Below are 26,544 nucleotides of genomic sequence, written 5' to 3'. Positions count from 1 at the left end.
GCAAACTTCCACCGGCAACAAGCAGGTCAGGCCATGGCGGCCTGACTTAAACGAAACAGCCTCCACGAAACCCGGGGTGATTCAATAAAAGATAAACCAATCAGTTTCCGTCTCTTGGAGATGAAATCTTTATCGGTTAATCGCCGCGATATTCGCAGCCGCTTGTACAGGTTTCGTGAATTCTGATTCGCGACAGTTCTGGAAGTAGCGGCTTCAGTTCGTTCCAGATCCACTTGGCCAGGACTTCGCTGGTAGGGTTTTCCAAGCCTGGAATGTCATTCAGGTAGTTATGGTCCAACTGCTCGTAGAGCGGCTTGAAAATCGCCTTTATTTCGGCAAAGTCCCGAATCCATCCAGTATAAGGATCAACTTCGCCTTCGATATAGATTGCGACACGGAAGGAGTGCCCGTGGAGGCGACCGCACTTGTGGCCGGCGGGTACGTGGGGAAGTCGGTGCGCTGCTTCGAATATGAACTCTTTGAATAATTCCACGCTGTTACGCTCATCTCAGGAACGACCGCCCTGGCGGTCAAGGCTGGACGCAGTTTATCAGCTCTGGAAGCGGCGAGCAGTTTGACTTTCGAGTCAGCCCTGGGTGGTGCCAGTGTTCTTGGGCTGGCGAATGCTACCCGCCTACCACCAGTTCTCTTAAATAGTCGGCTACGTACTTCTGAAAACCTCTGTCGTTCCAATATTCCATATGGCTCAATGGGGTGTGTTTTCTGGGCCATGGTCCTACGGCGGCAGCGCGGTCTTCGGCGACTATTTCTGCATAGGCCGGTATGGGGCGCAGCGGGTAGCCCAGTGGGTCGGCTGGGGCGTAGAAGTTCAACCAACGAGCCCTTTGACGCATGGCGTCGTTCAGACAATAGCCGGGAAAACGAATCGGGATGATCTGGTCATAGGCGAAGGTAAACAGGGGAATGTTGCAGCCGAATGTTATCAATCCGGCGAGGGTTTCCATGGCAATGAAGGGGTCTCGCGGGCAACTGGGCGTCGCATTGAGTTTTTGCTGGTCCCACACGTAATTGGAAAACACGTGGCCGCCTAAGGAATGAGCCAGGACCACTAGCGGGGTGTGGGAATCCACCTCCGCACGCAATGCGTTGAAGCCATGGCGCAAGCTCTGGTGCACCTGCTCATAGGCGGTGTCATAGGCCTCGCTGACTTTGCGGTAGCCGCTGGCATCTCCGAGAAACAGGGTCAGCAATCGGCGCAGTTTGCGCCAGCGAATTGGCTCGCGATCGAGCCTATCGAGATAGCCCAGTTCGCGCTGGTCCAAGACGCTGGCCCAGTAGAGGCTGCGGAAGGCGATGTGGCTGGCGTCATCGCCCAAACGCTTGCGCAGCCCTTTAAGGAGCCCCTGTGCGTAGTGGTATTGCCCTTCGGTATCGCGCAGGTCTGGCTGCGTGCCTATGCCATGGATGATCGCCACCGCGAGTTTCATAAGCCATTCCGCGCAGAGTTACAACGAGCCTAGCGCCAGCGAGGCTTCAAGTCCAAGGGGGCTGGTCGCTCCACCAGGCGTCCGCTATCAGCCAGCTCGAGGAATTCGTCACCGAGGCGCTGGCTTTCCTGCATCGCTTTACGCCAGTAGCGCTCGCGACCAGCATCATCGGAGATATAACGCTGAAAGTCCTTGCGGTCGGGCAGCTTGCCATGGGGTAGCCTGGCCAGGTACTCCCGTGAGGGGGATACAAGCAGGACATCTTGCAGGCGTTTGGCACAGCCTCGGCGCCATGGCAGACCCTTGTCGAACCAGCCGGGAATCACCTTGTCGGTGAAGTGCGGATAGAGCACCACGTCATCGCCGTGATAGGGCAGGTCCAGATGATAGTCCAATAGCCCTCCATCGCGGTAAGTGCCCGGCCCGGCGCCTGGAAGATCGCGAACACCCTGCATCACCATGGGAATCGCTCCGGAGGCGAGTAGGGCATGGCGCAGATTGTTGCTGTCGAGCGCCAGGTAGCGCGAAGGAAAGTCGGTGAGTGGGGCCAGAGGGGGGAGTTGGCGTGAGTCATGAAGAATCAGCCGCTCGAAATGCTTGGCCAGTCGCGGTCTGCCAAGCAGGTTGCTGCCAATCACCGACGTCAGGCCCAAGCCAAGGGTCCTCCGGCTGTCATGGGCGAGCAGGCCATGGCTCTTCACCACCACGATGTTAAGGCGGTAATGAGGGTTGCCGAGAACGCTGGCATCCTCGCCGGCCAGCAGGTCATGAAGCATTTGCCGGCAACTATGGGTCACCTCGGCCATGGTTACGCCTTTGGCGTAGCGCTGTGCGGTATAGAGTTCTCCAAGGCGCTGCAGCCCCTTGACGGGGTCTGGCAGGCAGACGCTGGCATAACGCCAGGAGCCGATGGATGCGCCGATCAGCGAGCGCTCCCGTGGCGACCTGGGCAACCAGTCGCCAAAGAGCGCCAGGTCCAGGCCTTGAATCCCCAATGCTTTGGGCCCGCCGGCCGCCCCAGGCAAAATACCGACGTCGGCCGGGCTCAGCCCCTGATTACGAATGCGAGTGAGGGCCCGCGTGCCTGCTCTCAGGGTCAGGGCAGGGAAGGGGATGTGAATAGCGCTCATTCATGGCCTCCATCATGCGAGGCAGCGATTATAGGGGCGGAGGTCGTCAGACCAAGCGGCTTCACTGCGTGAATAATGGATGCTTGGCCCAAGTAGGCCTGGCTTACTTGAGGCGACGTTCGACGCCTTTTTCAACCAGGATCTTGGCGGATATTTCTTCCACCGAGAAATGGGTGGAATTGATGAAGGGAATGTTTTCCCTGCGCAGCAGGTTCTCAACTTCCCTGACTTCGAATTCGCACTGGGCAAAACTGGCATAGCGGCTGTTCGGCTTGCGCTCATGACGGATTGCGGTCAACCGGTCGGGGTCGATGGTCAGGCCGAACAGTTTGTTCTTGTAGGGTTTCAGCGCGGCCGGCAGTTGCAGGCGTTCCATATCTTCTTCGGTCAGTGGGTAATTCGCCGCGCGAATGCCGTACTGCATGGCCATATACAGGCATGTTGGTGTCTTGCCGCAACGAGAAACGCCGATCAGGATCAGGTCGGCTTTGTCGTAATAATGGGTTCGGGCACCGTCATCGTTCTCGAGGGCGAAGTTCACTGCCTCGATGCGCTCCATGTAATTGGTGCTGTGGCCGATCGAGTGCGACTTGCCGACAGAATACGAGGAGTGGGAGGTGAGTTCGTGTTCGAGCGGCGCCAGGAATGTGGAGAAGATGTCGATCATGAAGCCGTTGGATTCGGCAAGGGTATCGCGGATTTCCTGGTTGACGATGGTGTCGAAGATGATCGGGCGGGCGCCGTCGCGCTCAGCGGCACTGTTGATTTGCTGTACCATGGCGCGCGCCTTTTCCACGCTATCGATGTAGGGGCGCGTGAGTTTGGTGAAGGCGATGTTCTCGAACTGCGCCAGCAGGCTCTGGCCTAGCGTTTCAGCCGTGATGCCGGTACCGTCGGAGATGAAAAAAGCGGTTCGTTTCATTTGCGCCGCAGGCCTTCAAGATAAGAACGATTGTTGGCTATCATAGGCCCGCCTCAGTTGGGCCCCTGCCGGCAGGCATTGTTACTTATTTTCCCGGGCCAGGCCACAGTCACGCGGAGCCGTTCCGCATGAGCTTTTCCAACAGTTAGTGGAGAGATCACCTTGGTTGAGTACGTAGTTTCCCTCGATAAGCTCGGCAATCATGATGTTGAGCGCGTAGGGGGCAAGAACGCCTCGCTGGGCGAGATGATCAGCAACCTCGCCGGCGCCGGTGTTTCCGTACCGGGTGGCTTCGCCACTACCGCACAGGCCTACCGGGATTTCCTCGAGCAGAGCGGTTTGAACGAGCGCATCCACGCGGCCCTCGATGCATTGGATGTGGATGACGTCAATGCGTTGGCCAAGACCGGCGCGCAGATCCGCCAGTGGGTCATGGAGGCCGACTTTCCTACCCAGCTCGATGCCGATATCCGCAAGGCATTCGCGGATATGGCCGGTGGGAACGACAACATGGCCGTGGCCGTGCGCTCTTCGGCAACCGCCGAGGATCTGCCGGATGCTTCCTTTGCTGGCCAGCAGGAGACCTTCCTCAATATCCGGGGCGTGGACAATGTGATTCGCGCCGCGAAGGAGGTTTTTGCCTCGCTGTTCAACGATCGCGCTATCGCCTATCGCGTCCATCAGGGCTTCGACCACAAACTGGTGGCGTTGTCCGCGGGTGTGCAGCGCATGGTGCGCTCGGAAACAGGCACCGCTGGCGTGCTGTTCACCCTGGATACCGAATCCGGCTTCCGTGACGTGGTCTTCATTACCGGCGCCTATGGCCTGGGCGAAACGGTCGTGCAGGGGGCAGTGAATCCCGATGAATTCTATGTGCACAAGCAGACGCTGATGGCTGGCCGGCCGGCCATCCTGCGCCGCAACCTAGGCAGCAAGGCCATCAAGATGGTTTATGGCGACGAGGCGAAGGCCGGCAAGTCGGTGAAGACTGTCGAGGTCGATCGTGCCGATCGCGCTCGTTTCTGCATCAGCGATGCCGAAGTCAGCGAGTTGGCCAAGCAGGCGCTGATCATCGAGAAGCACTACGGTCGCCCGATGGACATCGAATGGGCCAAAGATGGCGACGACGGCAAGCTCTACATCGTCCAGGCGCGTCCGGAGACAGTGAAAAGCCGTGCCAGCGCGACGGTGATGGAACGCTACCTGCTGAAGGAAAAGGGCAAGGTGCTGGTGGAAGGTCGTGCCATCGGGCAACGCATCGGGGCGGGCCCGGTCAAGGTAATCCACGACATCGCCGAAATGGACAAGGTTCAGCCCGGCGATGTGCTGGTTTCCGACATGACCGATCCCGATTGGGAGCCGATCATGAAGCGTGCCAGCGCCATCGTCACCAATCGCGGCGGGCGGACCTGCCATGCCGCGATCATCGCGCGTGAGCTCGGCATACCGGCGGTGGTCGGTTGCGGCAATGCCACTCATGTGCTGCAGGACGGCCAGGGGGTTACCGTCTCCTGTGCCGAAGGCGATACCGGTTTCATCTTCGAAGGCCAGCTGGGCTTCGACATTCGCAAGAACTCCGTGGACGCGATGCCGGAGCTGCCGTTCAAGATCATGATGAACGTCGGCAACCCTGATCGTGCTTTCGATTTCGCGCAGTTGCCCAACGAAGGTGTTGGCCTGGCTCGACTCGAGTTCATCATCAACCGCATGATCGGCGTGCACCCCAAGGCGCTACTGAACTTCACCAGCCTGCCCGCGGAAATCAAGGACAGCGTGGAAAAGCGCATTGCCGGCTACGACGATCCGGTCGGCTTCTATGTCGAGAAGCTGGTCGAGGGCATCAGTACGCTTGCTGCGGCGTTCTGGCCGAAAAAGGTCATCGTGCGCCTGTCGGACTTCAAGTCCAACGAATACGCCAACCTCATCGGCGGTAAGCTTTACGAGCCGGAAGAAGAGAATCCGATGCTCGGCTTCCGGGGGGCTTCGCGCTACATCAGCGAATCCTTCCGCGACTGCTTCGAGCTGGAATGCCGCGCACTGAAGAAGGTGCGCAACGAAATGGGCCTGACCAACGTCGAGATCATGGTGCCGTTCGTGCGTACCCTGGGCGAGGCCAGCCAAGTGGTCGAACTGCTCGCCAGCAATGGTCTGGCCCGCGGTGAGAACGGCCTGCGTGTCATCATGATGTGCGAGCTGCCGTCCAACGCGATCCTCGCCGAAGAATTCCTCGAGTATTTCGATGGCTTCTCCATCGGCTCCAACGACCTGACCCAGCTGACGCTCGGTCTTGATCGCGACTCCGGCATCGTCGCCCACCTGTTCGACGAGCGTAACCCGGCAGTGAAGAAGCTCTTGGCCAATGCCATCCAGGCGTGCAACAAGGCCGGCAAGTACATCGGCATCTGTGGTCAGGGCCCGTCGGATCATCCGGACCTGGCCAAGTGGCTGATGGAGCAGGGCATCGAGAGTGTGTCCCTTAACCCCGACTCCGTACTGGATACCTGGTTCTTCCTTGCCGAGGGCCAGCAGGCCTGAGTTCTAAACCTTCAGAAGGGCGGGCGAGTCCCGCCCTTTTTTGTGCAAGAAGTATATGCAAAGCAGTAGCGATCTATTTCCGGTGGCGCTGATCAGCGCCGAATTCCGTGGCGATCTCAGCGAAGACGTCTACCGGCTCAAACCCGGCAACAGTCCCGACTCGAGCGTCGAGTTGGCGCTGACCCGCCTGGGTATGGCCTGCCATGGCGAAAGCCGAGGTGTGCCGGTCATCCTGCTGCACGGCAGTTTCTCCAATCGGCGCTTCTGGTACTCGCCGAAGGGTATCGGGCTTGGCCCGTTCCTGGCGCGCGCCGGCTTCGACGTGTGGATCGCCGAGATGCGGGGGCATGGGTTGTCGCCGCGCAATCGAAGCTATCGGCACAACCGAGTTGCCGACTACGTACGCTATGACCTGCCGGCGATAGCCGGCTTCGTGCGCGAGCAGAGTGGGCAAGCTCCGCACTGGATCGGCCACTCACTGGGTGGAATCATCCTGGCGGCGGCCTTGGGGGGGCACTATCTGGACGCAGCGTCCGCGGCCTCGGTAGCCCTCTTTGGCAGCCAGGTCAGCCGTGTCTATTGGCCGCTGAAGTTTCCGCCCCTGGAGTGGGGCAGTCGCCTGTTGCTAGGGCGCTTCCAGGCGGTACCCGGGCAGCGATTGCGTCGCGGGCCGGAGGACGAGCCGATGGGGCTGGTATTGGAAAGCCTGCGTTGGCACGGACTGTTCGGTCGTTTTGGCGATGCCGAGCGTGATTGGTGGGCTGGTTTGAGCGAGGTGGATGTGCCGGTGTTGGCAGTGGGTGCCCAAGGGGACCATCAGGATCCCGCGTGGGCCTGTCGCAAATTGCTGGAGCAGTTCGGATCGCCAACCCGCGAATTTCTTTGCCTTGCCGAAGAGCAGGGCTTTTCCAGCGACTACGGTCACGTGGAGATGCTCATCAGCAAGGCTGCCCAGCGCGAGGTGTGGCCGCTGGTTGAGTATTGGTTGCGCGAAGGTCGTCTGCCGCAAGGGGTTGCCGAGACGGGGCGGCTCGCCAGCGTCCCAGGGCATTCCTCCGGTGCGGCTTAGCGGCTAAGATATGACCCATTTTTTCGTCGCGGTCATTGCTTCCTGCTGTTCTTTGCATGCGCGCCGAAGCGTGCGGTGCTAGCCGACCTTCTTCGTCTTCTCTTCACAGGAGTTCCTTCATGCAATACGTCACTCCCGATCTGTGCGATGCCTACCCTGATCTGGTGCAGGTGGTCGAACCGATGTTCAGCAATTTTGGCGGGCGCGACTCCTTCGGTGGCGAGATCGTGACCATCAAGTGCTTCGAGGACAATTCGCTGGTCAAGGATCAGGTCGAGCAGCCCGGCGAGGGCAAGGTCATGGTGGTCGATGGCGGGGGCTCGCTGCGCCGCGCGCTACTCGGCGACATGCTGGCCGAAAAGGCCGCGAAGAACGGCTGGGAAGGCCTGGTGATCTATGGGTGCGTTCGCGACGTGGATGTGATCGCGCAGACCGAGCTGGGTGTGCAGGCACTGGCCAGTCACCCCATGAAGACCGACAAGCGCGGTATCGGTGATCTGAATGTCCCGGTGACTTTCGGCGGCGTCACCTTCCGCCCGGGCGAATACGTCTATGCCGACAACAACGGCATCATCGTTTCGCCGAAAGCGTTGCAGATGCCAGCCTGAAGGCATTGGGCCGCTCGAAAACAGCCGGCTTACGGGGCTGCCGGTTGCGTTTTTCGGCGTCCGCTGCCCGACTGCCGATGTGACTTGGTTCCGGCACGATACGTCTAGGCGACACATCCCACGAGGTTCGTATGCACGATCCGTTCGAAGAATCCCTGCGTGACCTGATGAAGGGCCCGGCGTCTGCCCATGACGACGAAGCCTGTCTGGGGCGTGTGCTGAAGGCGGCCAACCGGCAAGTGGGTGCAGGCGATCTGTTCAGCCTGATGGGCCATTGGTTTGAGGCGTTGATGATCGGCATCAACAACGGCTCGTCTCACGTCGCCCCGGTATCCCGTTTGAAATCTTCCAATCGTCCTCTTGATAAGGCTGATTAAGCATGGAATTTACTCAAGGTCTGGTAGAAGCGATGGCCAACGTCTGGACCCCTATTGCTGGGTTCATTCCGCGCCTGTTCGGTGCCTTGATCGTGGTGCTGCTCGGCTTCGTGGTGGCCAAGTTGCTCGATACCCTGTTGTCGAAGCTGCTGGCCAAGGTGGGCCTCGATCGTCTGATGAGCGGCGCCGGCTTGACCAAGCTGCTGAGCCGGGCCGGTATCCATGCACCGGTTTCGGTGCTGATCGGCAAGATCTTCTATTGGTTCGTGCTGCTGATCTTCCTCGTCACAGCGGCCGATTCGCTTGGCCTGGGCCGGGTTTCCGCGACGCTGGACGTCTTCGTGCTGTACTTGCCGAAGGTCCTGGGTGCCGCCCTCGTGCTGCTGGTCGGCGTGTTGCTGGCCCAGTTGGTGAACGGTTTGGTGCGCGGCGCCGCCGAAGGCGTGGGGCTGGACTACGCCAATGGGCTGGGGCGCATCGCTCAGGGGCTGGTGATCATCATCAGCATTTCCCTGGCGATCGGTCAGCTGGAAATCAAGACCGACCTGCTCAACAACGTCATTGCCATTGTCCTGATTTCTGTCGGCCTGGCGGCCGCGCTGGCGCTTGGCCTGGGTAGCCGTGAGGTGGCCGGGCAGATTCTCGCCGGCATCTATGTGCGCGAACTGTACGAGGTCGGGCAAGAGATCCAGGTCGGCGATCTGCAGGGGCAGATCGAAGAAATCGGCACGGTCAAAACCATCCTGCTGACGGAGGAGGGCGAGTTGGTCTCGGTGGCCAATCGCACATTGCTCGAACAACGGGTAAGCAGCCGCTGAGCGTGCAATTCTGCTAATGTATGCCGCCATGGAAGAAGCCTGAGGTCTTGGGCATCGGCGGCTATTGACCTCTTTGTCGGCCCGACTCGTTTTGAACAAAACCCAATCGCTACCCACGCGTTACGATCCCCATGAGCTCACCGACGAGGAGCTGGTGGAGCGTGCGCATGCCGAGTTGTTTCATATCACTCGTGCATATGAAGAGCTGATGCGCCGTTACCAGCGCACGCTATTTAATGTGTGCGCTCGGTATCTCGGGAACGAACGGGACGCTGATGATGTCTGTCAAGAGGTTATGCTCAAAGTTCTCTATGGTCTGAAGAACTTCGAAGGCAAGTCGAAATTCAAGACGTGGCTTTACAGCATTACTTACAATGAGTGCATTACTCAGTATCGCAAGGAGCGCCGCAAGCGCCGTTTGCTGGATGCGTTAAGTCTGGACCCATTGGAAGAGGCTTCGGAAGAAAAAGCGCCGAAATTGGAGGAGCGCGGCGGCCTGGACCGCTGGCTGGTGCATGTGAATCCAATCGACCGGGAAATCCTGGTGCTACGCTTTGTGGCAGAACTGGAGTTCCAGGAAATTGCGGACATCATGCATATGGGATTGAGCGCGACTAAAATGCGCTACAAACGCGCATTGGACCGTTTACGTGAGAAATTTTCCGGGGCTGCCGAAACTTAAGTTGGGTCGGGGCCTCAGAGGAACGAACAAGCTCGGGTGGACTTGTCGCTAAGTTATGCCTGGATTGTCCAACACAGTTATTTCACCATTGATGGGGATTTACGGATGAAACTGAAAAACACCTTAGGCGTTGTCGTTGGTTCCTTAGTTGCCGCCACCTCTTTCGGCGCGTTGGCCCAAGGTCAAGGCGCGGTCGAGGTGGAAGCTTTCGGCAAGCGTTCCTTTACCGAGAGCAATCGTGACGTCAGCAACGGCAACTTGTTCGGCGGTAGCATCGGCTACTACCTGACCGACGACGTGTCGCTGAACCTGTCGCATGGTGTGTACAAGAGCATCGAGTCCGATGACGACTACCCGGGCACTACCAGCCGCAAAGACATCGACGGCCACCTGAGCACGCTTGAAGCGGTCTACCACTTCGGCACGCCGGGTGCACAGAGCCTGCGTCCTTACGTGTCCGCCGGTTTTGGCCATCAGCAACTGGACAACACCTACACCGACGGCCAGGACAAGAGCACTTTCGCCCTGGTGGGTACCGGCCTGAAGTACTACATCTCCGAGAACGTGCTGGTGAAAGCAGGCGTTGACGTGATGCACAGCCTGGATACCGAAAACACCGAGTGGATGGCAGGCGTGGGCGTCGGCATGAACTTCGGCGGAAGCACTCGCAAGGTGGCCGCTGCCGAGCCGGTCGAGCCGATGCCGGAAGTCTGCACCGATAGCGACAATGACGGTGTATGCGATCAAAACGACAAGTGCCCCGGCACCGAGCCGAACGTCACCGTGGACGCCGATGGTTGCCCGGATGTCGCCGAAGTGGTGCGTGTCGAGCTGGACGTGAAGTTCGACTTCGACAAGGCTGTGGTCAAGCCGGAAAGCTATGACGACATCAAGAATCTGGCCGACTTCATGAAGCAGTACCCGCAGACCAATACCGTGGTCGAAGGTCACACCGATGCCATCGGTACCGACGCCTACAACCAGAAGCTGTCCGAGCGTCGTGCCAACGCGGTGCGTGACGTGCTGGTCAACCAGTACGGCGTATCCGGTGAGCGCGTCGACACTGTCGGCTATGGCGAGTCCCGTCCGGTGGCGGACAACTCCACCGACGCCGGCCGTGCCGTGAACCGTCGCGTAGAAGCGGAAGTGGAAGCCCAAGCCAAGTAATCAAGCCTGGCGCTTCACAGAGAAACCCGGCTCCGGCCGGGTTTTTCTTTGTCTGGGAAGAAAGCATGGGCGGGCAGGCCGGCTGTTTGGCGAGCGCAAAAAAAGCCCGGCCAAGAGGCCGGGCAAGGACTACTCCGCAGGAGCGAAGCGGTTAGGCGCTTTCAGCCAGGGGCAAGACTTGAGCGGTTGCGGCGACCTCGCCGATCACCAGGATCGCCGGGCTTTTCAATTGGAACTCGGCGGCGCTGCGCTGCATGTCGCCGAGATTGCTGCGGCACTCCCGTTGCTGCGGCAGGGAAGCGTTCTCGATCATCGCCACCGGGGTGCTGGCGGGCAGGCCGCCCTGCAGCAGGCTGTCGCGGATTTCGTGGAGCTTGGCCACTCCCATATACACCACCAGCGTGGTGCCGCCTTGGGCCAGGGCCTGCCAGTTTGGCGCGCTGTCGTCCTGGGTGTGGGCGGTGACCAGGGTCACGCCGCGGCTGATGCCGCGCAATGTCAGTGGGATGCCGCAGTTGGTGGCGCCGGCCAGGCCGGCGGTGATGCCGTTGACCAGCTCGACCTCGACATCGCGCTCGCGCAGCCATTCGGCTTCCTCGCCACCCCGGCCGAAGATGCAGGGGTCGCCGCCTTTCAGACGCGCCACGCATTTGCCCTGGCGTGCATAGCGCAGCATCAGGCGGTGGATGAAGGCCTGCGGCGTGGAGCGGCAGCCGCCGCGCTTGCCCACGGGAATGACGCGGGCGGCAGGGCAGTGCTGCAGCACGGCCGGATTGACCAGGTCGTCGATCAGCACCACCTCGGCTTCGCTCAGGGCGCGTACCGCTTTCAGTGTCAGCAGTTCCGGGTCGCCGGGACCCGCGCCTACCAGCCAGACTTTACCGCTCATCTTCAACTCTCCTTCGATACTGCTGTAGGGGCGATTTCATTCGCCTTGCAAGGCTTCGTCAGGCGATTGAATTCGCCCCTACTTTCATGCGCTGGCTGCCACTGGGGTCTGGGCCAGCAGGCGCTTGATTTCCGGGACGCAGGAACCGCACTGGGTGCCGCAACCGAGTTCTTGTTTCAGGCCGTTCAGGTCGAGACCGCGAGCGATGCCGTCGCAGACAGCCGCCTCGCCGACATTCATGCAATTGCACAGGGTCTTGCCGCTCTTCTTGCTTGCGCTGCCCGGCGGGGTGCTGAGCGGTGCCAGCAGCCAGCGGCGCAGCTGGGCATCGGCTTCGCCGTCGAGCCAGAGCTCGCGCAGCCAGTCGCGGGCAGCGGTTTCGCCGGCCAGACGCAAGGCGACGATGCGCCCCTCGTCGATGCGCACCCGCTTGCCGACCGCTTTGCGCGGGTCGTCGTACGCCAACACCGGGCCTTCATCCAGGCCCAGCAGGCGGTCGATCCGCGCCAGTAGTTCGGCTGGCGGCGCCTCGCCGCTGGCAGCGCGAATCAGCAGGGCGGGGCGCTCGCGTCCGGCCAGGCCGAGGCTGGCATAGTCGAAACCCTCGCAAAGCGGACGCAGAGCTTCGAAGCGACTCTGCACGTCGCCTTCGACAAGGGCGAAGAGCTGCCAGGGCAGTTCGACCTTTTCCACTTCGATGCCGGCCTGCTTGAGTTCGGGCTGCTTCGACAGCGGATCGAACGCCGGCTGGGTCAGCACGTTGCTGCCCAGGCCTTTGAGGAAGCGATTGCCCCAGTGCATCGGCAGGAACGCCTGGCCCGGGCGCACGTTTTCGTCCTTCTGTACCGGCAGGACCAGGGTGCCGCGGCGGCTTTTGACCCGTACCAGTTGCCCATCGAGCAGGCGGCGACGGCGCAGTTCGTCCGGATGCAGGCTGAGCACGGCTTCCTCGACATGGCCGAACAGCTGGGCGGCGGTGCCGGTGCGGCTCATGCCGTGCCACTGGTCGCGCAGGCGGCCGGTATTGAGGGTCAGCGGGAAGCGCGCTTCGCGTTTTTCCCGAGGCGCGCGGTAGGCGTCGGCGACGAAGCGCGCGCGGCCGTCTTCGGTGGGAAAGCGCCCGTCGGTATAGAGACGGGTGGTTCCGCTGTCGGCGCCAAGGGGATAGGGCCATTGCTGTGGCCCCTCGGCGTCCAGCAGTGAGTAGTCGATGCCGGTCAGGTCGAGATCGCGACCGGCAGTGAGGTGCTTGTATTCCTCGAACAGCGATTGCGGCTCGGCGAAATCGAACAGGCTTGGCTGTTCAGGTCGCAGTCGCTGTTCCAGGCGGCGGGCGAAGTCGCAGGTGATCGCCCAGTCCGGCCGTGCCTCGCCGGGAGCCGGTACGGCGCTGCGCACATGGCTGATGCGCCGCTCCGAGTTGGTCACCGTGCCTTCCTTCTCGCCCCAGCTGGCGGCAGGTAGCAGCAGGTCGGCATAGCGGCAGGTCTCGGTGGTGAAGAAGGCTTCCTGCACCACCACGAACGGACAGGTGGCGAGCGCTTCGTGGACTCGCTGTTGGTCCGGCAGCGACTGCGCGGGATTGGTGCAGGCAATCCACAGCGCCTTGATCTTGCCGGCGCGTACCGCTTCGAACAGTTCGATGGCGGTCAGGCCGGGTTTCTCCGGCAGCTTGTCGACGCCCCAGTAGGCGGCGACCTCGTCGCGATGCCCGGCGTTGGCCGCGTCGCGGTGGCCGGGCAGCAAGTTAGACAGGCTGCCGGTCTCGCGGCCACCCATGGCGTTCGGCTGGCCGGTAAGGGAAAAGGGCCCGGCGCCGGGGCGACCGATCTGCCCGGTGGCCAGGTGCAGGTTGATCAGCGCGCTGTTCTTGGCGCTGCCGGCACTGGACTGGTTGAGGCCCATGCACCACAGCGAGAGGAACGCCGGCGCGCTGCCGATCAGGCGGGCGCAGGCCTGCAGGTCATCGATGGAGATGCCGCACAGGTCGGCAACCATGGCTGGGCTGTAGTCGCGTACCAGGCTTTTCAGCTCGTCGAAGCCCTGGGTGTGGGCGTCGATGAAACGGCGATCGATCCAGCCTTCCCACATGAGGATGTGCAGGATGCCGTGGAACAGGGCGACGTCGGTGCCGGGCTGGATGGCCAGGTGCAGGTCGGCCAGCTCACAGGTGTCGGTACGTCGTGGGTCGACCACCACGATTTTCATGTCCGGGCGCCTGGCCTTCGCTTCTTCCAACCGGCGGAACAGTACCGGATGGGCGTAGGCCATGTTGCTGCCGGCGATCAGCAGGCAGTCGGCAAGTTCGATGTCCTCGTAGTTGCAGGGCGGGGCATCGGCGCCGAGGCTGCGTTTGTAGCCGACCACCGCGCTGGACATGCACAGCCGCGAATTGCTGTCGATGTTGTTGGTGCCGACCAGCGCGCGGGCGAGCTTGTTGAAGGCGTAGTAGTCCTCGGTCAGCAACTGGCCGGAGATGTAGAAGGCCACGCTGTCGGGACCGTGCTCGCGAATGGTTTCGGCGAACTCATTGGCGGCATGCTCCAGGGCGCTGTCCCAGTCCGTGCGCGAGCGGGCCAGGGTCTTGCCCAGGCGCAACTCGGGGAACAGGGCCCGGGCGGCGAGGTCGCCGGTGAGGTGCAGGGTCGACCCCTTGCTGCACAGCTTGCCGAAATTGGCCGGGTGGGCCGGGTCGCCGCTCACATTCGATACGCGCTGACCATCGTGCTCGATCAGCACGCCACAGCCCACGCCGCAGTAGCAGCAGGTGGAGGCGGTGATTTGATGGGGGGTGGACATGCGCTCAACTCCGTAATTGCGGCTTGCCGTCGATACCGCCGCCGGCGCTTTCGCCAGCGGCTCGGCTATCGGTTCATGCACATTCGGCGACGGTTTTCAGGGCCAGCCACACGCGGCCGTTTTCCACTTTCACCGGGTACTTGTGCGAGCAGCCGACATCCGGTGCCAGGGCCTCGCCGGACTCCAGGTCGATCTGCCAGTTGTGCAGCGGGCAGGCCACGCGCTTGCCGTAGATCAACCCCTGGGAGAGAGGGCCGCCCTTGTGCGGGCAGCGGTCGTCGAGGGCGAAGACTTCGTCGTCCGAGGTGCGGAAGATGGCGATGTCGCCCTTGGGGCCATCGACGATGCGCGAGCCGAGCACATTGATCTCGTCCAGGGCGCAGATATCCAACCAGTTCATGCTTGCACCTCCAGTTCGCGCACGGCGATACGATCGAATTCTTTCTTCAGTTGCGGCTTGGAGAGCTGCTCCTTCCACGGGTCCTGCTCGAAGGACAGGGAGAACAGCAAGCGCTGGTGCAGCGCCTTGCGGCGTTCGGCGTCTTCCAGCACGGCCTTCTTGATGTGCTCCATGCCGACCCGCTGCAGGTAGTGCACGGTGCGCTCCAGATAGAAGGCCTCCTCGCGGTAGAGCTGGAGGAAGGCCAGGCTGTATTCCATGACTTCTTCGCTCGTCTTGACCTTGACGAAGAACTCGCCGGCTTCGGTCTTGATGCCGCCGTTACCGCCGATGTAGAGCTCCCAGCCGGAATCCACGCCGATGATGCCGACGTCCTTGATGCCGGATTCGGCGCAGTTGCGCGGACAGCCGGAGACGGCCAGCTTGACCTTGTGCGGCGACCACATGTTGAACAGCGCGTGCTCCAGGTCGATGCCCATCTGCGTGCTGTTCTGCGTGCCGAAGCGGCAGAATTCGCTGCCGACGCAGGTCTTCACCGTGCGGATGGACTTGCCGTAGGCGTGGCCGGAGGGCATGTCGAGGTCTCTCCACACGCCGGGCAGGTCTTCCTTCTTGATGCCCAGCAGGTCGATGCGCTGGCCGCCCGTGACCTTGACCATCGGCACCTGGTACTTGTCCGCCACGTCGGCAATGCGGCGCAGTTCGGAGGCGTTGGTCACGCCGCCCCACATGCGCGGTACCACCGAGTAGGTACCATCCTTCTGGATGTTGGCGTGGGCGCGCTCGTTGATGAAGCGCGACTGCGGGTCGTCCTTGGCCTCGCCCGGCCAGGTGGAGATCAGGTAGTAGTTCAGCGCCGGGCGGCAGGTGGCGCAGCCGTTGGGCGTGGTCCACTCCATGAAGGCCATGGCATCGGCGATGCTGGTTAGGTGGTGATCGCGGATCGCCTTGCGCACCTGGCCGTGGTTCAGTTCGGTGCAGCCGCACACGGCTTTTTCGCTCTTCGGTTTGACATCGGCAGCGCCGCCGACGGTGTTGATCAGGATTTGCTCCACCAGGCCGGTGCAGGAGCCGCAGGAGCTGGCGGCCTTGGTGTGTTTCTTCACCTCGTCGACGGAGAACAGGCCGTGCTCCTGGATGGCCTTGACGATAGTGCCCTTGCACACGCCGTTGCAGCCGCAGACTTCCATGTCGTCGGGCATCGACATGGCTTTGCTCTGGCCTTGGTGGCCGGTGTCGCCGATGGCGTTCTCGCCGAACATCAGGTGGTCGCGGATCTCGCTGACGTTGTGGTTCTCGCGGATCTGCCGGAAGTACCAGCCGCCGTCGGCGGTGTCGCCGTAGAGGCAAGCGCCGACCAGGACGTCGTCCTTGATCACCAGCTTCTTGTAGACGCCGCCGATGGGGTCGGAGAGGGTGATGGTCTCGGTGCCTTCGCCGCCCATGAAGTCGCCGGCGGAGAACAGGTCGATGCCGGTCACCTTGAGCTTGGTGGAGGTCACCGAACCCTGGTAGCGGGCAAAGCCGAGCATGGCCAGGTGGTTGGCGCAGACCTTGGCCTGTTCGAACAGCGGCGCCACCAGGCCGTAGGCGATGCCGCGGTGGTTGGCGCATTCGCCCACCGAGTAGACGCGCGGGTCATAGGTTTGCAGGGTGTCGTTGACCAGGATGCCGCGGTTGCAGGGGATGCCGGCCTTTTCCGCCAGTTCGCTGTTGGGGCGGATGCCCGCGGCCATCACCACCAGATCAGCCGGGATCACTTCATCGTCGGAGAAGCGCACGGCCTTGACCCGGCCCTCTTCGTTGCCGATCAGCTCGGCGGTCTGCTTGGCCAGCTTGAATTTCAGGCCACGGGCTTCGAGTGCGGTTTGCAGCAGCTTGCCGGCGGTGGGGTCGAGCTGGCGCTCCATCAGCCAGTCGCTGATGTGCACCACGGTTACGTCCATGCCGCGCAGCTTGAGGCCGTTGGCTGCTTCCAGGCCGAGCAGGCCGCCGCCGATGACCACGGCATGGCTGTGGGTCTGGGCGGTGTCCATCATCGCCTGGGTGTCGGCGATATCGCGGTAGCCGATCACGCCCTGCAGCTTGTTGCCGGGAATCGGCAGGATGAACGGGTTGGAGCCGGTGGCGATGAGCAGGCGATCGTATTCGGCCTCGCTGCCGTCTTCGGCAATCACCCGGCGCTTGACTCGGTCGATTTCCACGACCTTGCGATTGAGCATCAGGCGAATGTTGTTTTCCGCGTACCAGTTGAGGTCGTTGAGCACGATCTCTTCGAAGGTCTGCTCGCCGGCCAGCACCGGCGAGAGCAGGATGCGGTTGTAGTTGGGATGTGGCTCGGCGCCGAACACGGTGATGTCGTAGAGATCCGGCGTGAGCTTGAGCAGCTCCTCCAGCGTGCGCACGCCGGCCATGCCGTTGCCGATCATCACTAGTTTGAGTTTGTTCATCAGGTGTCTCCGCGAACCGGGCCTGCCGCGCAGGGATGTTCATGAAATTCAAGGCAACAAAAAAGGCGCCCCGCTAGTGCTAGCGAGGACGCCTTTGTCCGTTCCCGTTATCAGCCTTGGGCCTGTCGGGGAGCGCCGCCGTTCACCTTTGAAGGCCGCGCTCGATGTGCCTATCCCTAAGCAGGGGGCGTGCCAACTGGCTGAAAGCCACGGTTGGCGTGGCATGGCGCCCGTATGCTCAGGCCGGATGGCGGTCCGAGTGCACCATGCTGCAGCACGGTGCACGCTTGCTGTGCGAGCCGGGCCGGTGCGCTCGGCGCCAGCGGCTCGGCCACGGGCCGTGCGGCTGGTCGCCGCCGAGGTGTGGTGGAGGGCGCCTCCTGGCCTGGACGGCTACAGGATCGCGCCGTGCCGAGTCAGTGGCGGTACAGCCAGGCGATGAGCATCACCAGATGCAGTAGCAAGGAGGCGCAGGCCAGGCCGCGCCAGAACTTCAGCGGCTCGCGTTCCAGCAGGGGGCGAGGGCGCTGGCTCAGCGCCTGGCGTTCGCCCTGTTCGAGATTGAGCAGCCACTCCTCGGCGGTTTCGAAGCGCTGCGTCGGGTCGGCGGCGATGGCGCGGCTCAGGCTCTCGTCGATCCAGGCGGGCAGATCCGGTCGATAGCGGCTGGCTGGTATCGGTGCACCGAAGCGCGGATGCTGGAACGGCTCCACTTCGCCGTACGGATAGTGCCCGGTAAGCAAGTGGTAGAGCGTGACGCCGGCGGCGTAGAGGTCCTGCTGGGCACTCGGCGCGGCGCCGGCGAAGGCCTCCGGGGCGATATAGCTGGGCGTGCCGGGCAGTGCATGAGCCTCGTCCTTGGACAGGCCCGGGCAATAGGCGAGGCCGAAGTCCAATACCCGCAGCTCGCCGTCGTCGCCCCAGAGCAGGTTATCCGGCTTGATGTCGCGGTGCAGGATATTGCGCCGGTGCAGCATGCCGAGGGCGCGCAGCAGTTGTGGCGCCAGGTCGAGCCATTCCGGAAGACCCAGCGGGCCGGTCAGGCGCAGGTGCTCGGCGAGGGTCTCGCCTGGGTACTCACGCTGTACGTAGTACAGGTGCTGGCGCTGCGGCAGCGGATGCAGCTCGGGAAAATAGCGACCGGCGACGCGGCGCAGGAACCACTCTTCCTGCAGCAGTGCGGGGCCGGCGTTGGCCTCGTCGTGGCGGCTGGCCGGCAGGGTTTTCAGCAACCAGCGCCGTGCCTGGGCGTCGCGCACCCGGTAGAGCAGCGATTGCCGCGATTCGCCAAGCAGGCGCTCCACCTGCCAGCCTTCGAAGCCCTGGCCGTCGCGCAGGCGCGGCGGCAGCGGCCAATGATGCAACTGGGCGAGGGTGTCGGCGAGGGCGCTTTCCGGCAAGTGATCGATGCGCACCAGCAATGCGCTGGCGTTGTCCTGGCTACCGGCCAGGTGCGCGGCGCTCACCAGGGCCTGGGCGATGGCGGATGGGTCGCTTTCATCCTGCAGGATGCGGCGGATGCCGTGATCGCCAAGCTGGGCCCAGACGCCGTCGCTGACGATCAGAAAGCTCTCGCCCTCGCGCAGCTCGCCGTCCAGATAGTCCACCAGCAGATGCTGGTCGAGGCCGAGGGCACGCTTGAGCACATGCTGCATGCCCGGCTGCTCCCAGACGTGATCCTCGCTGAGGCGCTCCAGCTGGCCGGCGTGCCAGCGGTAGGCGCGGCAGTCGCCGACATGGGCGAGGGTGAAGCGACGGCCGCGCAGGACCAGCGTGGTCAGGGTGGTGAGCAGCGGCTGGCCGCCGCCGTTGGCTTGCAGCCAGCGGTTGTGGGCCGATAGCAGGCGGTCGAGGGAGTGCGCCACCGCCCAGGTCTCCGGCGTGGCGTAGTAGTCCAGCGCCAGGGCTTGCAGCGTGGCGCGGGCCGCCAGGCCGCCGTCCGCGCACTGGCTGACACCGTCGGCGACGGCGAACAGGTACCCCTTGCTCGCCGCCAGGGCGGGCGCCGGCGTCACTACGCGCAGGGCGTCCTGGTTCTCCTCCCGTGGGCCGGTGGCGCTGGCTTCGCCGAAAGTCAGTTGCAAACTCATGTCCGCTCCACGGAATTCAGGGGTAGGTTGAGGCAAAGGCGAGGCCGGAGCGAGCGCGGAGCGGCGCCGCCTTGCAGGGACGACGCCGGGCTTTTCCTGACCAGTGCAAACGTGTCGCGATCATTCGCGGCGCCGCCTTTGCCTCAACCTACACGAACGGCTGGCGTCGAGGAGCGCCGACCAACGCAGGGAGCATGGCGTGCTCCGGGTTGGTCGTCGCGGCTCGACGCCAGTCGGGCTCAGACGCGGGCCGCGGTCATCGCCGCCGAGCCCCAGGTGGTGCGCCAGCGGCGCTTGACGCCATACAGGCCGACCCAGGCGAGAATGCCGAGGCTGGCGAACAGCCACAGGCCCAATTGATAGTCGCCGGTGGATTGCTTGATGGCGCCCAGCCCGGCGGTCAGGCAGAAGCCGCCGATGCCGCCGGCCATGCCGATCAAGCCGGTCATCACGCCGATCTCCTTGTGGAAGCGTTGCGGCACCAATTGGAACACCGCACCGTTGCCGGCCCCCAGGCTGAGCATGGCAACCACGAACAGGGCCAGCGCCGCCATGGAGCTGGGCAGGTTGAGGCCGACCACGGCGATGCACAGCGCGGCGACGGTGTACATCACCAGCAGCGAGCGGATACCGCCGATTCGGTCGGCGAGGGCACCGCCCAGCGGGCGCATCAGGCTGCCGGCGAACACGCAGGCGGCGGTGTAATAGCCGGCCTTCACCGGGTCGAAGGCGTACTGGTCGTGGAAGTAACCGGGCAGGGTGCTGGCCAGGCCGAGGAAGCCGCCAAAGGTCACGCTGTAGAAGAACATGAACCACCAGCTGTCGCGGTCGCCGAGGGCCTTCAGGTAGTCGGCCACGGCCTTGGGCTTCGGACGCTGGGGCGAGTTCTTGGCGACGCTGGCGAAGATGATCAGGGTCAGCACCAGCGGAATCAGCACCAGGCCGAACACGTTGGTCCAGCCGAAGGCGGCGGCCAGCGCCGGGGCGAACAGGGCGGTCAGCACGGTGCCGGAGTTGCCGGCGCCGGCGATGCCCATGGCCTTGCCCTGGTGTTGCGGCGGATACCACTGCGAGGCCAGCGGCAGGGCCACGGCGAAGGAGGCCCCGGCGACGCCGAGGAACAGACCGAGCAGCAGCGCCTGTTCATAGCTGTGGATGCCCAATTGCCAGGCGGTGGCCAGCGCAGCGATCACAATCACCTGGCCGAGCAGGCCGGCGGCCTTGGGCGAGGTGCGATCGGCCAGCATGCCCATCAAGAAACGCAGCACGGCACCGGAAAGGATCGGCGTGGCGACCATCAGGGCACGTTGCTGGGTGGTCAGATCGAGGTCGGCGGCGATCTGCACGCCGAGCGGGCCGAGCACGTACCAGACCATGAAGCTCAGGTCGAAATAAAGAAAGGCGGCGAACAGGGTCGGGGTATGACCGGCTTTCCAGAAACTCGTGTTCATCGATCACCTCATCGGCAGAAATAGGGTCCCGGCCGGGTGTGGCGCGACATGATCGTGGGCATGTCGGCAACGGCCCGCCGGGGAGGCACCGCACTTGTGGCGCGGCACCCTGCGGCCGAAGCCACAGTCAGGTTGAGAGATTGCCGGCGAGCCAGCAGCGCACGGCTGCTCGATCGCCGTCGGCGCCACATCCGGATCGCGGGCTGGGCGCCAACCCCGGTCACTGGGGCTGAAACGCAAAAGGCGCCGCGTCACCTGATCGCCGGAGCGGGGTGACGCGACGCCTTTGTCGTTGGTGGGGCGACCACCGTTGGCCGCCTTTCCGAGCGGTTTTGCAAGCGCCGAGCCAAGTTCCCAACAAGCCCTGTTTGCGGGCGCGCTGGCGCTTCTACGGCATGCCGGTGCTCGAAATGGGGGCGCTATCCTGGTGCGGGGCGCGCCAATGGGCGCGCTTGTGGTGCATGGTCCTGCCGATGGCTGCCTAGCGGTGAATGCTGCTCAGGCTGTAGAAGGTGACCCGAGCGCCTTCCTTGGAGTCGCCATGGTTGTCCTGCACATAGGCGCCGGCCTTGAAGTACAGCGGCTTCTTCGACCAGCTGCCGCTGATCTGGCGCTCATGGGAATAGCGCTTGCCCTGGTGATGCAGGCTGACGCTGAGCATGCCGCCTGGCGATAGATGCAGGCTGTAGGCGAAACGCTGGTTCAGCGATACGCCGGAGGCGATCAATACGTTCTTGCTGGTGCTGTCGTCCGGGTGCTGGCGGATCAGCGCCTCGATGCGACCCTCGCCACGCAACTGGTGGTATTGCAGCTTGATCATCGGCCGTCCCACACGGGTAGACGTGTTGACGCTATGGATCTGGCCGATGACCACCTTGTTCGACGAAGGCATGCGGGTGACCGCCAGCGCGGCACGCAGGAAGTTGTCTGCCTCCGGATAACGCCAGTTGTAGAGCTGGCCGTCCGGCAGCGTCTCGCGCAGTTCGCTGCGCGGGTACTTGGCGTTGTCGGTGCTGGACCCGGTCACCGGCGTCCAGAAGGTCACCCCGCCGGAGCCATCGGTGGCGGGGTAGAAGTAGCGGCTGCGGTAGTGATTGGCGAGCCGCGGCGTCTCGATGGTGGTCGGCGCCGGTTCGGTGGGAATCGACAGATTCCAGGTGGTCAGATCGATCATCGGGGGTTCCCTGTTTTGCCGACAGGCTACGCTGGCCTTGTCTGGCTAGACGCAGGGACGGGCTCCTGCCAAGCCGCTGCGTCTGAGCGAGTCCGCGGCATATCCAGCCGTGGGGTCGGAGGGCTTGGTTGGTGCAATGAGGCTTCGGTTCATTTTTTCTGGCTCTTTTCGGCCAGGCGGTAGCGCAATCGTCTGGAACGGTGAACATGGTCACGCCTGTCCCGGCGGATGACGACCAGGTTTGGCGTCTCTGTAAAAGGGGAGAAAAACGGAAAATTTAACTGTGGCTTAATTTTTTTCAGATAAATGGCATGTTTCGGCGGTTTTTTTAAGGAGGATTTATCTTTCTTCGCTCCTGAGTTGGAACGAAAGAACCAAAAGCCCGCCGCTCCGGTCTACTTCTCCAGGTTCGCGTCCGATCGATGCAGTAAAGGACTAGTGGCATCACGCCATAAGCTGACCTGCCAAAAGTATCTCCCCTTAAGGACTGGAGGAACCATGTCTAACAACAGAAACAACAAGAAGAAGCTCGGATTTGTTGTCAGCTCTCTCGCTCTAGCGCTTTCCTCGTCGGCCTTTGCCGCTTCCCCCATCAACGATTACTTCAATGAGTTCTGGAGCCCGGCGGTCCAGAACCCCGGCGAATGCAACTCGGTCAGCATGACCAGCACTCCCCTGGGCCTTCCGCGCTGCATGACGGCTAGCGCCATCACCAATCACCTGCAAGCGTTCCAGGACATCGCCAACATCCATGGCAACCGCGCTGCCGGTCTGCCGGGCTACCAGGCTTCGCTCGATTACGTGAAGAGCAAGCTGGAAGGCGCCGGTTATACCGTCACTGTGCAAGCCTTCCCCTACACCGCCTTCCATGAGAATGGCCCAGGCGTGATGGAGCAGACCGCTCCGACCCCCACCCCCTACGAGTGGGACGTGGACTTCACCTACATGTCGCACACCGAGCAGGGCGACGTGACTGCACCAGTCGCGGCTGTGGACATTCACCTCGGTCCGGACAACGTATCGGACAGCGGCTGCGAAGCCGAAGACTTCGCCGGCTTCCCGGCGGGCTCCATCGCTTTGGTGCAACGCGGTACCTGCGCCTTCCAGCAGAAGGCCGAGAACGCGGCAGCCGCTGGTGCGACTGGCGTGATCATCTTCAACCAGGGCAACACCGAAGACCGCAAGGGCCTGATCAGTGCCACAGTGGGTTCGGAGTTCAATGGCGGCATTCCGGTCATGTTCGCGACCTACGATCTTGGTGAGAGCCTGGCGACCACCGAAGGCGTGGAAGTACACATGATGGCCGACGTGGTTCGCACCATGAGCGAAACCCACAACGTCATCGCCGAAAGCAAGCGCGGTAACCCGAACAACGTCGTCATGGCGGGTGCTCACCTGGACGGCGTGTTCGAAGGCCCCGGCATCAACGACAACGGTTCCGGCAGCGCCGCGCAACTGGAGCTGGCCCTGCAAATGAGCAAGGCCTACACCAAGAACAAGATGCGCTTCGCCTGGTGGGGTGCCGAAGAGTCCGGCCTGGTAGGCTCGACCTACTACGTCAACAGCCTCTCCGCGGAAGAGAAAGCCAAGATCAAGGCCTACCTGAACTACGACATGGTGGCGTCGCCGAACTTCGGTTACTTCATCTACGACGGCGACGGTTCCGACTTCGGCCTGCAAGGCCCGCCCGGCTCCGCAGCCATCGAGAAGCTGTTCGAGAAGTACTACCGCCTGCGTGGGCTGGCGTCCGAAGGAAGCGAAATCAGCTTCCGCTCCGACTATGCGCAGTTCTTCACCGACGGCATCGCCTTCGGCGGCCTGTTCACTGGCGCCGAAGAGATCAAGACCGAAGAACAAGCGGCCAAGTTCGGCGGCGAAGCGGGTGTGGCTCTCGACAAGTGCTACCACCAGGCCTGCGATGACATCACCAACATCAGCCAGGAAGCCCTGGAGATCAACGGCGATGCCATGGCCTTCGTCACCAGCTGGCTGGCGTTGTCGACCAAGCTGGTCGACGAGGAGATCGACGGTGCCAAAGGCGGCGACGCCGGTCCTGGCATGCTGCGTTCGCAGTCCAAAGCTGCTTACGACGTGACCCATTGGGGCAAGCACTGGATCAAGTAATGGCGTAAGCCACGCTTGATGCAAAGCGACCGGGGGCGGCTTTCGAGCCGTCCCCGGTTTTTTTATCTTGAAAGCAAACAGGGCGGGAGCCGCAGAGCCCTCCCGGCCCCGTCATCCGCCAGCGCCATCGGGCAGCTTGGCGATCACCTTGATCTCGAACTGGAAGCCGTAGAGCCAAGTCACCCCCACTCCGGTGAGCGTTGGATGCGGCGCCGCGCCCCAGTATTGCGAAACGACCTTCCAGATGGTCTCGAAGGTCGACTCGGGGTCGACGATGAACACGGTGACGTCGATGACGTCATCGAAGGTGCAGCCAGCGGCCGCCAGGATGGCGTTGAGGTTGTCGAAGGCAAGGCAAACCTGCGCTTCCAGATCGGGCTCCGGCGAGCCATCCTCGCGGCTGCCAACCTGCCCGGAAACGAACAGCAGGCCGTTGGCGCGGATGGCCGGCGAGTAACGGTTGCGCTCGTAGAGCGCCTGGCGTCCGGGCGGGAAAACGACGTCACGTGTAGGCATGGGGTATCTCCATCGGTAGGTCGAAGTCACTCTAGGCGCGTGCCCGTTGCCGATAAACGCGCAAAACCACCCAGCACTGTTTGTAGAATCCAAATAATCCTCTGAAGATTCGGGAGCACCGATGGACCGCTTCGATGCGATGCAGGCGTTCGCCCGTGTCGTGGAGACCGGCAGCTTCACCAAGGCAGCCGAGACACTCCACATGAGCAAGACCAGCGTGACCCAGCTGGTACAGCAACTGGAGGCGCGGCTGCGGGTCAGGCTGCTCAACCGCACCACGCGCAAGGTCAACGTCACCGCCGACGGCGCTGTTTACTACGAGCGGGTGATCCGCCTGCTGGCCGACATGGACGACGCCGAGACCAGCCTCTCCAGCGCCTCGGCATCGCCCAGGGGCAGGCTACGCGTGGATGTGCCGAGCCCGTTGGCACGCATGATCCTGATCCCCGCGTTGCCGGGCTTCTTCGCCCGCTACCCCGACATCCAGATCGACATGGGCGTGAGCGACCGCATCGTCGACCTGATCGGCGAGAAGGTGGATTGCGTGGTGCGCGGCGGCGAGCTCACCGACCAGTCGCTGATGGCCCGTCGCGTGGGTGATCTAAGGCTCGGCGTCTACGCGGCACCGAGCTACCTGGCGCGCGCCGGCTCGCCCGTCCATCCCAAGGAACTGGAGGAAGTGCGCCACCGCATCGTCGGGTTCCTCTGGGCGCGCACCGGCAAGCCGCTGGCATACCCCATGCGCCGCGGCGACGAGACGGTCAATGTGCAGGGCCGCTACACGCTCACGGTGGACGATGGCAACGCCTACCTCGCCGCCGGCCTGGCTGGCCTCGGTGCGCTCTGGCTGCCGGATTACATGGCTAGGGAGCACGTTGCGAACGGCGAGCTGGTGCGCCTGTTCGACGGCTGGCAACTCGACAACATGCCCCTCTACCTGGCGTTCCCGCCGAGCCGGCACCTCAGCGCCAAGCTGCGGGTATTCATCGATTGGGTCGTCGAGCTGATGGCCCGGCACGCCCCGGTCACCCTTCCGGCCGACATGGGTACCGTATAGCTTGGCTACCCAGGGGAGGATAGGGACATGGACTCGGTATTCTCCCTCTCGCCGCGAGCCCTGGTTGCCGTCGTGCCTGCTCGCGAGGCGCTACGGGCGCGACCACCAGTTGCGCCGAGGAGTGGATTGCAGAAAAGCGCCTCTGACGAGCCAATTCATCGATGGCGACAGACGGTAGGCGATTTCTGACTATGGCTCTTTTAAGTGAAAATATTTTCGTCTAATGTTGCCGGCATGAAGCCTAAAGACGAGAAAAAATTGGAAGCCGTGCTCGCGGCGACCTGCCGCCTGGCAGCCGAACGTGGGCTGTTCGGCCTGACCCTGGCGGAAATAGCCAAGACGGCGGGCATCGGTACCAGCACGCTCTACATCTATTTCGCGGACAAGGAGTCCTTGTTCAACGAAGTCTATCGTCGTGCCAAGCGCGAGGCATTGGCGTTCTACAGCGCCGACCTCGCCCCTTCCTTGCCGCTGAAGGGGCGGGTGCGCAACGTTTGGAACAGGATGCTCGATCATCGCCTGCAGCGCTTTGACCAGGTCACGTTCATGGAGCAGTTCGTCGGTTCGACCTTCATGAACGAAGAAAGCCGTGTCTACATCGAGCGATTGGGTGAAGGGTTGGTGCAGATGGTTACCGAGGGGCAGCGCGAGGAAATCCTCAAAGCAGTACCGGTGTCTTTCCTGAATGCGTTGTTCATTGGTTCGGTCCGCGAGACCGCGCGTCTCATCCGCGCAGGTGCGGTTACCGATACGGAGGAGAACCGCGCTACCGCGTTCCAGCTCTGCTGGGACGGTATTCGGGCATAAGTATTTTTTTGCCATTTAGCAGAATAAATAT

At 62.7% G+C, this 26,544-nt stretch carries 22 protein-coding genes; 10 read left to right on the top strand and 12 right to left on the bottom strand.

The window, feature by feature from the left end; genetic code table 11:
• Positions 1-136: 136 nt before the first annotated feature.
• The 4 genes from queD to ppsR form a co-directional block, all read right to left on the bottom strand.
• Entirely contained in the window at positions 137-493 is a 357-nt protein-coding gene (gene queD / locus ACWKV7_RS15445) for a 6-carboxytetrahydropterin synthase QueD (RefSeq protein WP_483858571.1), read from the bottom strand.
• A gap of 133 nt (positions 494-626) precedes the next feature.
• Complete coding sequence (locus tag ACWKV7_RS15440) at positions 627-1,448, bottom strand: hypothetical protein (protein WP_483858570.1); 822 nt, start codon at positions 1,446-1,448, stop codon at positions 627-629.
• A gap of 29 nt (positions 1,449-1,477) precedes the next feature.
• A complete protein-coding gene (locus tag ACWKV7_RS15435) occupies positions 1,478-2,578 on the bottom strand; it encodes a patatin-like phospholipase domain-containing protein (protein WP_483858569.1) in 1,101 nt (366 codons plus the stop codon).
• Positions 2,579-2,681: 103 nt separating this feature from the next.
• Entirely contained in the window at positions 2,682-3,500 is an 819-nt protein-coding gene (gene ppsR / locus ACWKV7_RS15430) for a posphoenolpyruvate synthetase regulatory kinase/phosphorylase PpsR (RefSeq protein ID WP_483858568.1), read from the bottom strand.
• 162 nt (positions 3,501-3,662) lie between these two features.
• Between ppsR and ppsA the strand changes: the two genes are divergently transcribed.
• The 7 genes from ppsA to ACWKV7_RS15395 all read left to right on the top strand — a co-directional run bounded on the left by ppsA (position 3,663) and on the right by ACWKV7_RS15395 (position 10,756).
• Positions 3,663-6,035: a phosphoenolpyruvate synthase gene (gene ppsA / locus ACWKV7_RS15425; RefSeq protein WP_483858567.1), complete on the top strand. Its 2,373-nt coding sequence runs from the start codon at positions 3,663-3,665 to the stop codon at positions 6,033-6,035.
• Between the two features lie 55 nt (positions 6,036-6,090).
• On the top strand, positions 6,091-7,104 hold the full coding sequence (locus ACWKV7_RS15420) for an alpha/beta fold hydrolase (RefSeq protein ID WP_483858566.1): 1,014 nt from the start codon (positions 6,091-6,093) through the stop codon (positions 7,102-7,104).
• A gap of 119 nt (positions 7,105-7,223) precedes the next feature.
• A complete protein-coding gene (gene rraA / locus ACWKV7_RS15415) occupies positions 7,224-7,712 on the top strand; it encodes a ribonuclease E activity regulator RraA (RefSeq protein ID WP_483858565.1) in 489 nt (162 codons plus the stop codon).
• A gap of 131 nt (positions 7,713-7,843) precedes the next feature.
• Positions 7,844-8,089, top strand: a complete 246-nt coding sequence (locus tag ACWKV7_RS15410) for a CrfX protein (protein WP_483858564.1) — start codon at positions 7,844-7,846, stop codon at positions 8,087-8,089.
• Between the two features lie 2 nt (positions 8,090-8,091).
• Complete coding sequence (locus tag ACWKV7_RS15405) at positions 8,092-8,907, top strand: mechanosensitive ion channel family protein (RefSeq protein WP_483858563.1); 816 nt, start codon at positions 8,092-8,094, stop codon at positions 8,905-8,907.
• Positions 8,908-8,998: 91 nt separating this feature from the next.
• Complete coding sequence (sigX, locus tag ACWKV7_RS15400; protein ID WP_483858562.1) at positions 8,999-9,589, top strand: RNA polymerase sigma factor SigX; 591 nt, start codon at positions 8,999-9,001, stop codon at positions 9,587-9,589.
• 105 nt (positions 9,590-9,694) lie between these two features.
• Positions 9,695-10,756 carry an OmpA family protein gene (locus ACWKV7_RS15395; protein WP_483858561.1) on the top strand — a complete coding sequence of 354 codons (1,062 nt, stop codon included), beginning with the start codon at positions 9,695-9,697 and terminating at the stop codon, positions 10,754-10,756.
• A gap of 151 nt (positions 10,757-10,907) precedes the next feature.
• On the opposite strand, the gene cobA is transcribed toward ACWKV7_RS15395, so the two are convergent.
• From cobA to ACWKV7_RS15360, 7 genes are all read right to left on the bottom strand, one after another.
• A complete protein-coding gene (gene cobA / locus ACWKV7_RS15390; protein ID WP_483858560.1) occupies positions 10,908-11,645 on the bottom strand; it encodes a uroporphyrinogen-III C-methyltransferase in 738 nt (245 codons plus the stop codon).
• Positions 11,646-11,729: 84 nt separating this feature from the next.
• Complete coding sequence (locus tag ACWKV7_RS15385) at positions 11,730-14,444, bottom strand: nitrate reductase (RefSeq protein ID WP_483858559.1); 2,715 nt, start codon at positions 14,442-14,444, stop codon at positions 11,730-11,732.
• A gap of 73 nt (positions 14,445-14,517) precedes the next feature.
• The gene (gene nirD, locus ACWKV7_RS15380; RefSeq protein ID WP_483858558.1) at positions 14,518-14,844 is read right to left on the bottom strand and encodes a nitrite reductase small subunit NirD; all 327 of its coding nucleotides are present in this window, start codon (positions 14,842-14,844) and stop codon (positions 14,518-14,520) included.
• On the bottom strand, positions 14,841-17,294 hold the full coding sequence (nirB, locus tag ACWKV7_RS15375) for a nitrite reductase large subunit NirB (RefSeq protein ID WP_483858557.1): 2,454 nt from the start codon (positions 17,292-17,294) through the stop codon (positions 14,841-14,843). Before nirB ends, nirD begins: the two co-directional genes overlap by 4 nt.
• A gap of 416 nt (positions 17,295-17,710) precedes the next feature.
• Positions 17,711-19,384: a bifunctional protein-serine/threonine kinase/phosphatase gene (locus ACWKV7_RS15370; protein WP_483858556.1), complete on the bottom strand. Its 1,674-nt coding sequence runs from the start codon at positions 19,382-19,384 to the stop codon at positions 17,711-17,713.
• 239 nt (positions 19,385-19,623) lie between these two features.
• Positions 19,624-20,835 carry a nitrate/nitrite transporter gene (locus ACWKV7_RS15365; RefSeq protein ID WP_483858555.1) on the bottom strand — a complete coding sequence of 404 codons (1,212 nt, stop codon included), beginning with the start codon at positions 20,833-20,835 and terminating at the stop codon, positions 19,624-19,626.
• A 481-nt stretch (positions 20,836-21,316) separates the two neighbouring features.
• Positions 21,317-22,009: a polysaccharide lyase family 7 protein gene (locus tag ACWKV7_RS15360; protein ID WP_483858554.1), complete on the bottom strand. Its 693-nt coding sequence runs from the start codon at positions 22,007-22,009 to the stop codon at positions 21,317-21,319.
• Positions 22,010-22,507: 498 nt separating this feature from the next.
• On the opposite strand from ACWKV7_RS15360, the gene ACWKV7_RS15355 reads away from it, so the two are divergent.
• Entirely contained in the window at positions 22,508-24,133 is a 1,626-nt protein-coding gene (locus ACWKV7_RS15355) for a M28 family metallopeptidase (RefSeq protein ID WP_483858553.1), read from the top strand.
• 111 nt (positions 24,134-24,244) lie between these two features.
• On the opposite strand, the gene ACWKV7_RS15350 is transcribed toward ACWKV7_RS15355, so the two are convergent.
• Complete coding sequence (locus tag ACWKV7_RS15350; RefSeq protein ID WP_483858552.1) at positions 24,245-24,649, bottom strand: RidA family protein; 405 nt, start codon at positions 24,647-24,649, stop codon at positions 24,245-24,247.
• 121 nt (positions 24,650-24,770) lie between these two features.
• On the opposite strand from ACWKV7_RS15350, the gene ACWKV7_RS15345 reads away from it, so the two are divergent.
• Both ACWKV7_RS15345 and ACWKV7_RS15340 read left to right on the top strand, forming a co-directional pair.
• Positions 24,771-25,706 carry a LysR family transcriptional regulator gene (locus ACWKV7_RS15345; RefSeq protein ID WP_483858551.1) on the top strand — a complete coding sequence of 312 codons (936 nt, stop codon included), beginning with the start codon at positions 24,771-24,773 and terminating at the stop codon, positions 25,704-25,706.
• Between the two features lie 234 nt (positions 25,707-25,940).
• A complete protein-coding gene (locus ACWKV7_RS15340) occupies positions 25,941-26,513 on the top strand; it encodes a TetR/AcrR family transcriptional regulator (protein WP_483858550.1) in 573 nt (190 codons plus the stop codon).
• Positions 26,514-26,544 lie beyond the last annotated feature (31 nt).

The organism is Zestomonas ipomoeae (assembly GCF_057128665.1).
Note: the sequence above shows the minus strand (reverse complement) of the source record. Positions and strands in the feature narration are given on the sequence as shown.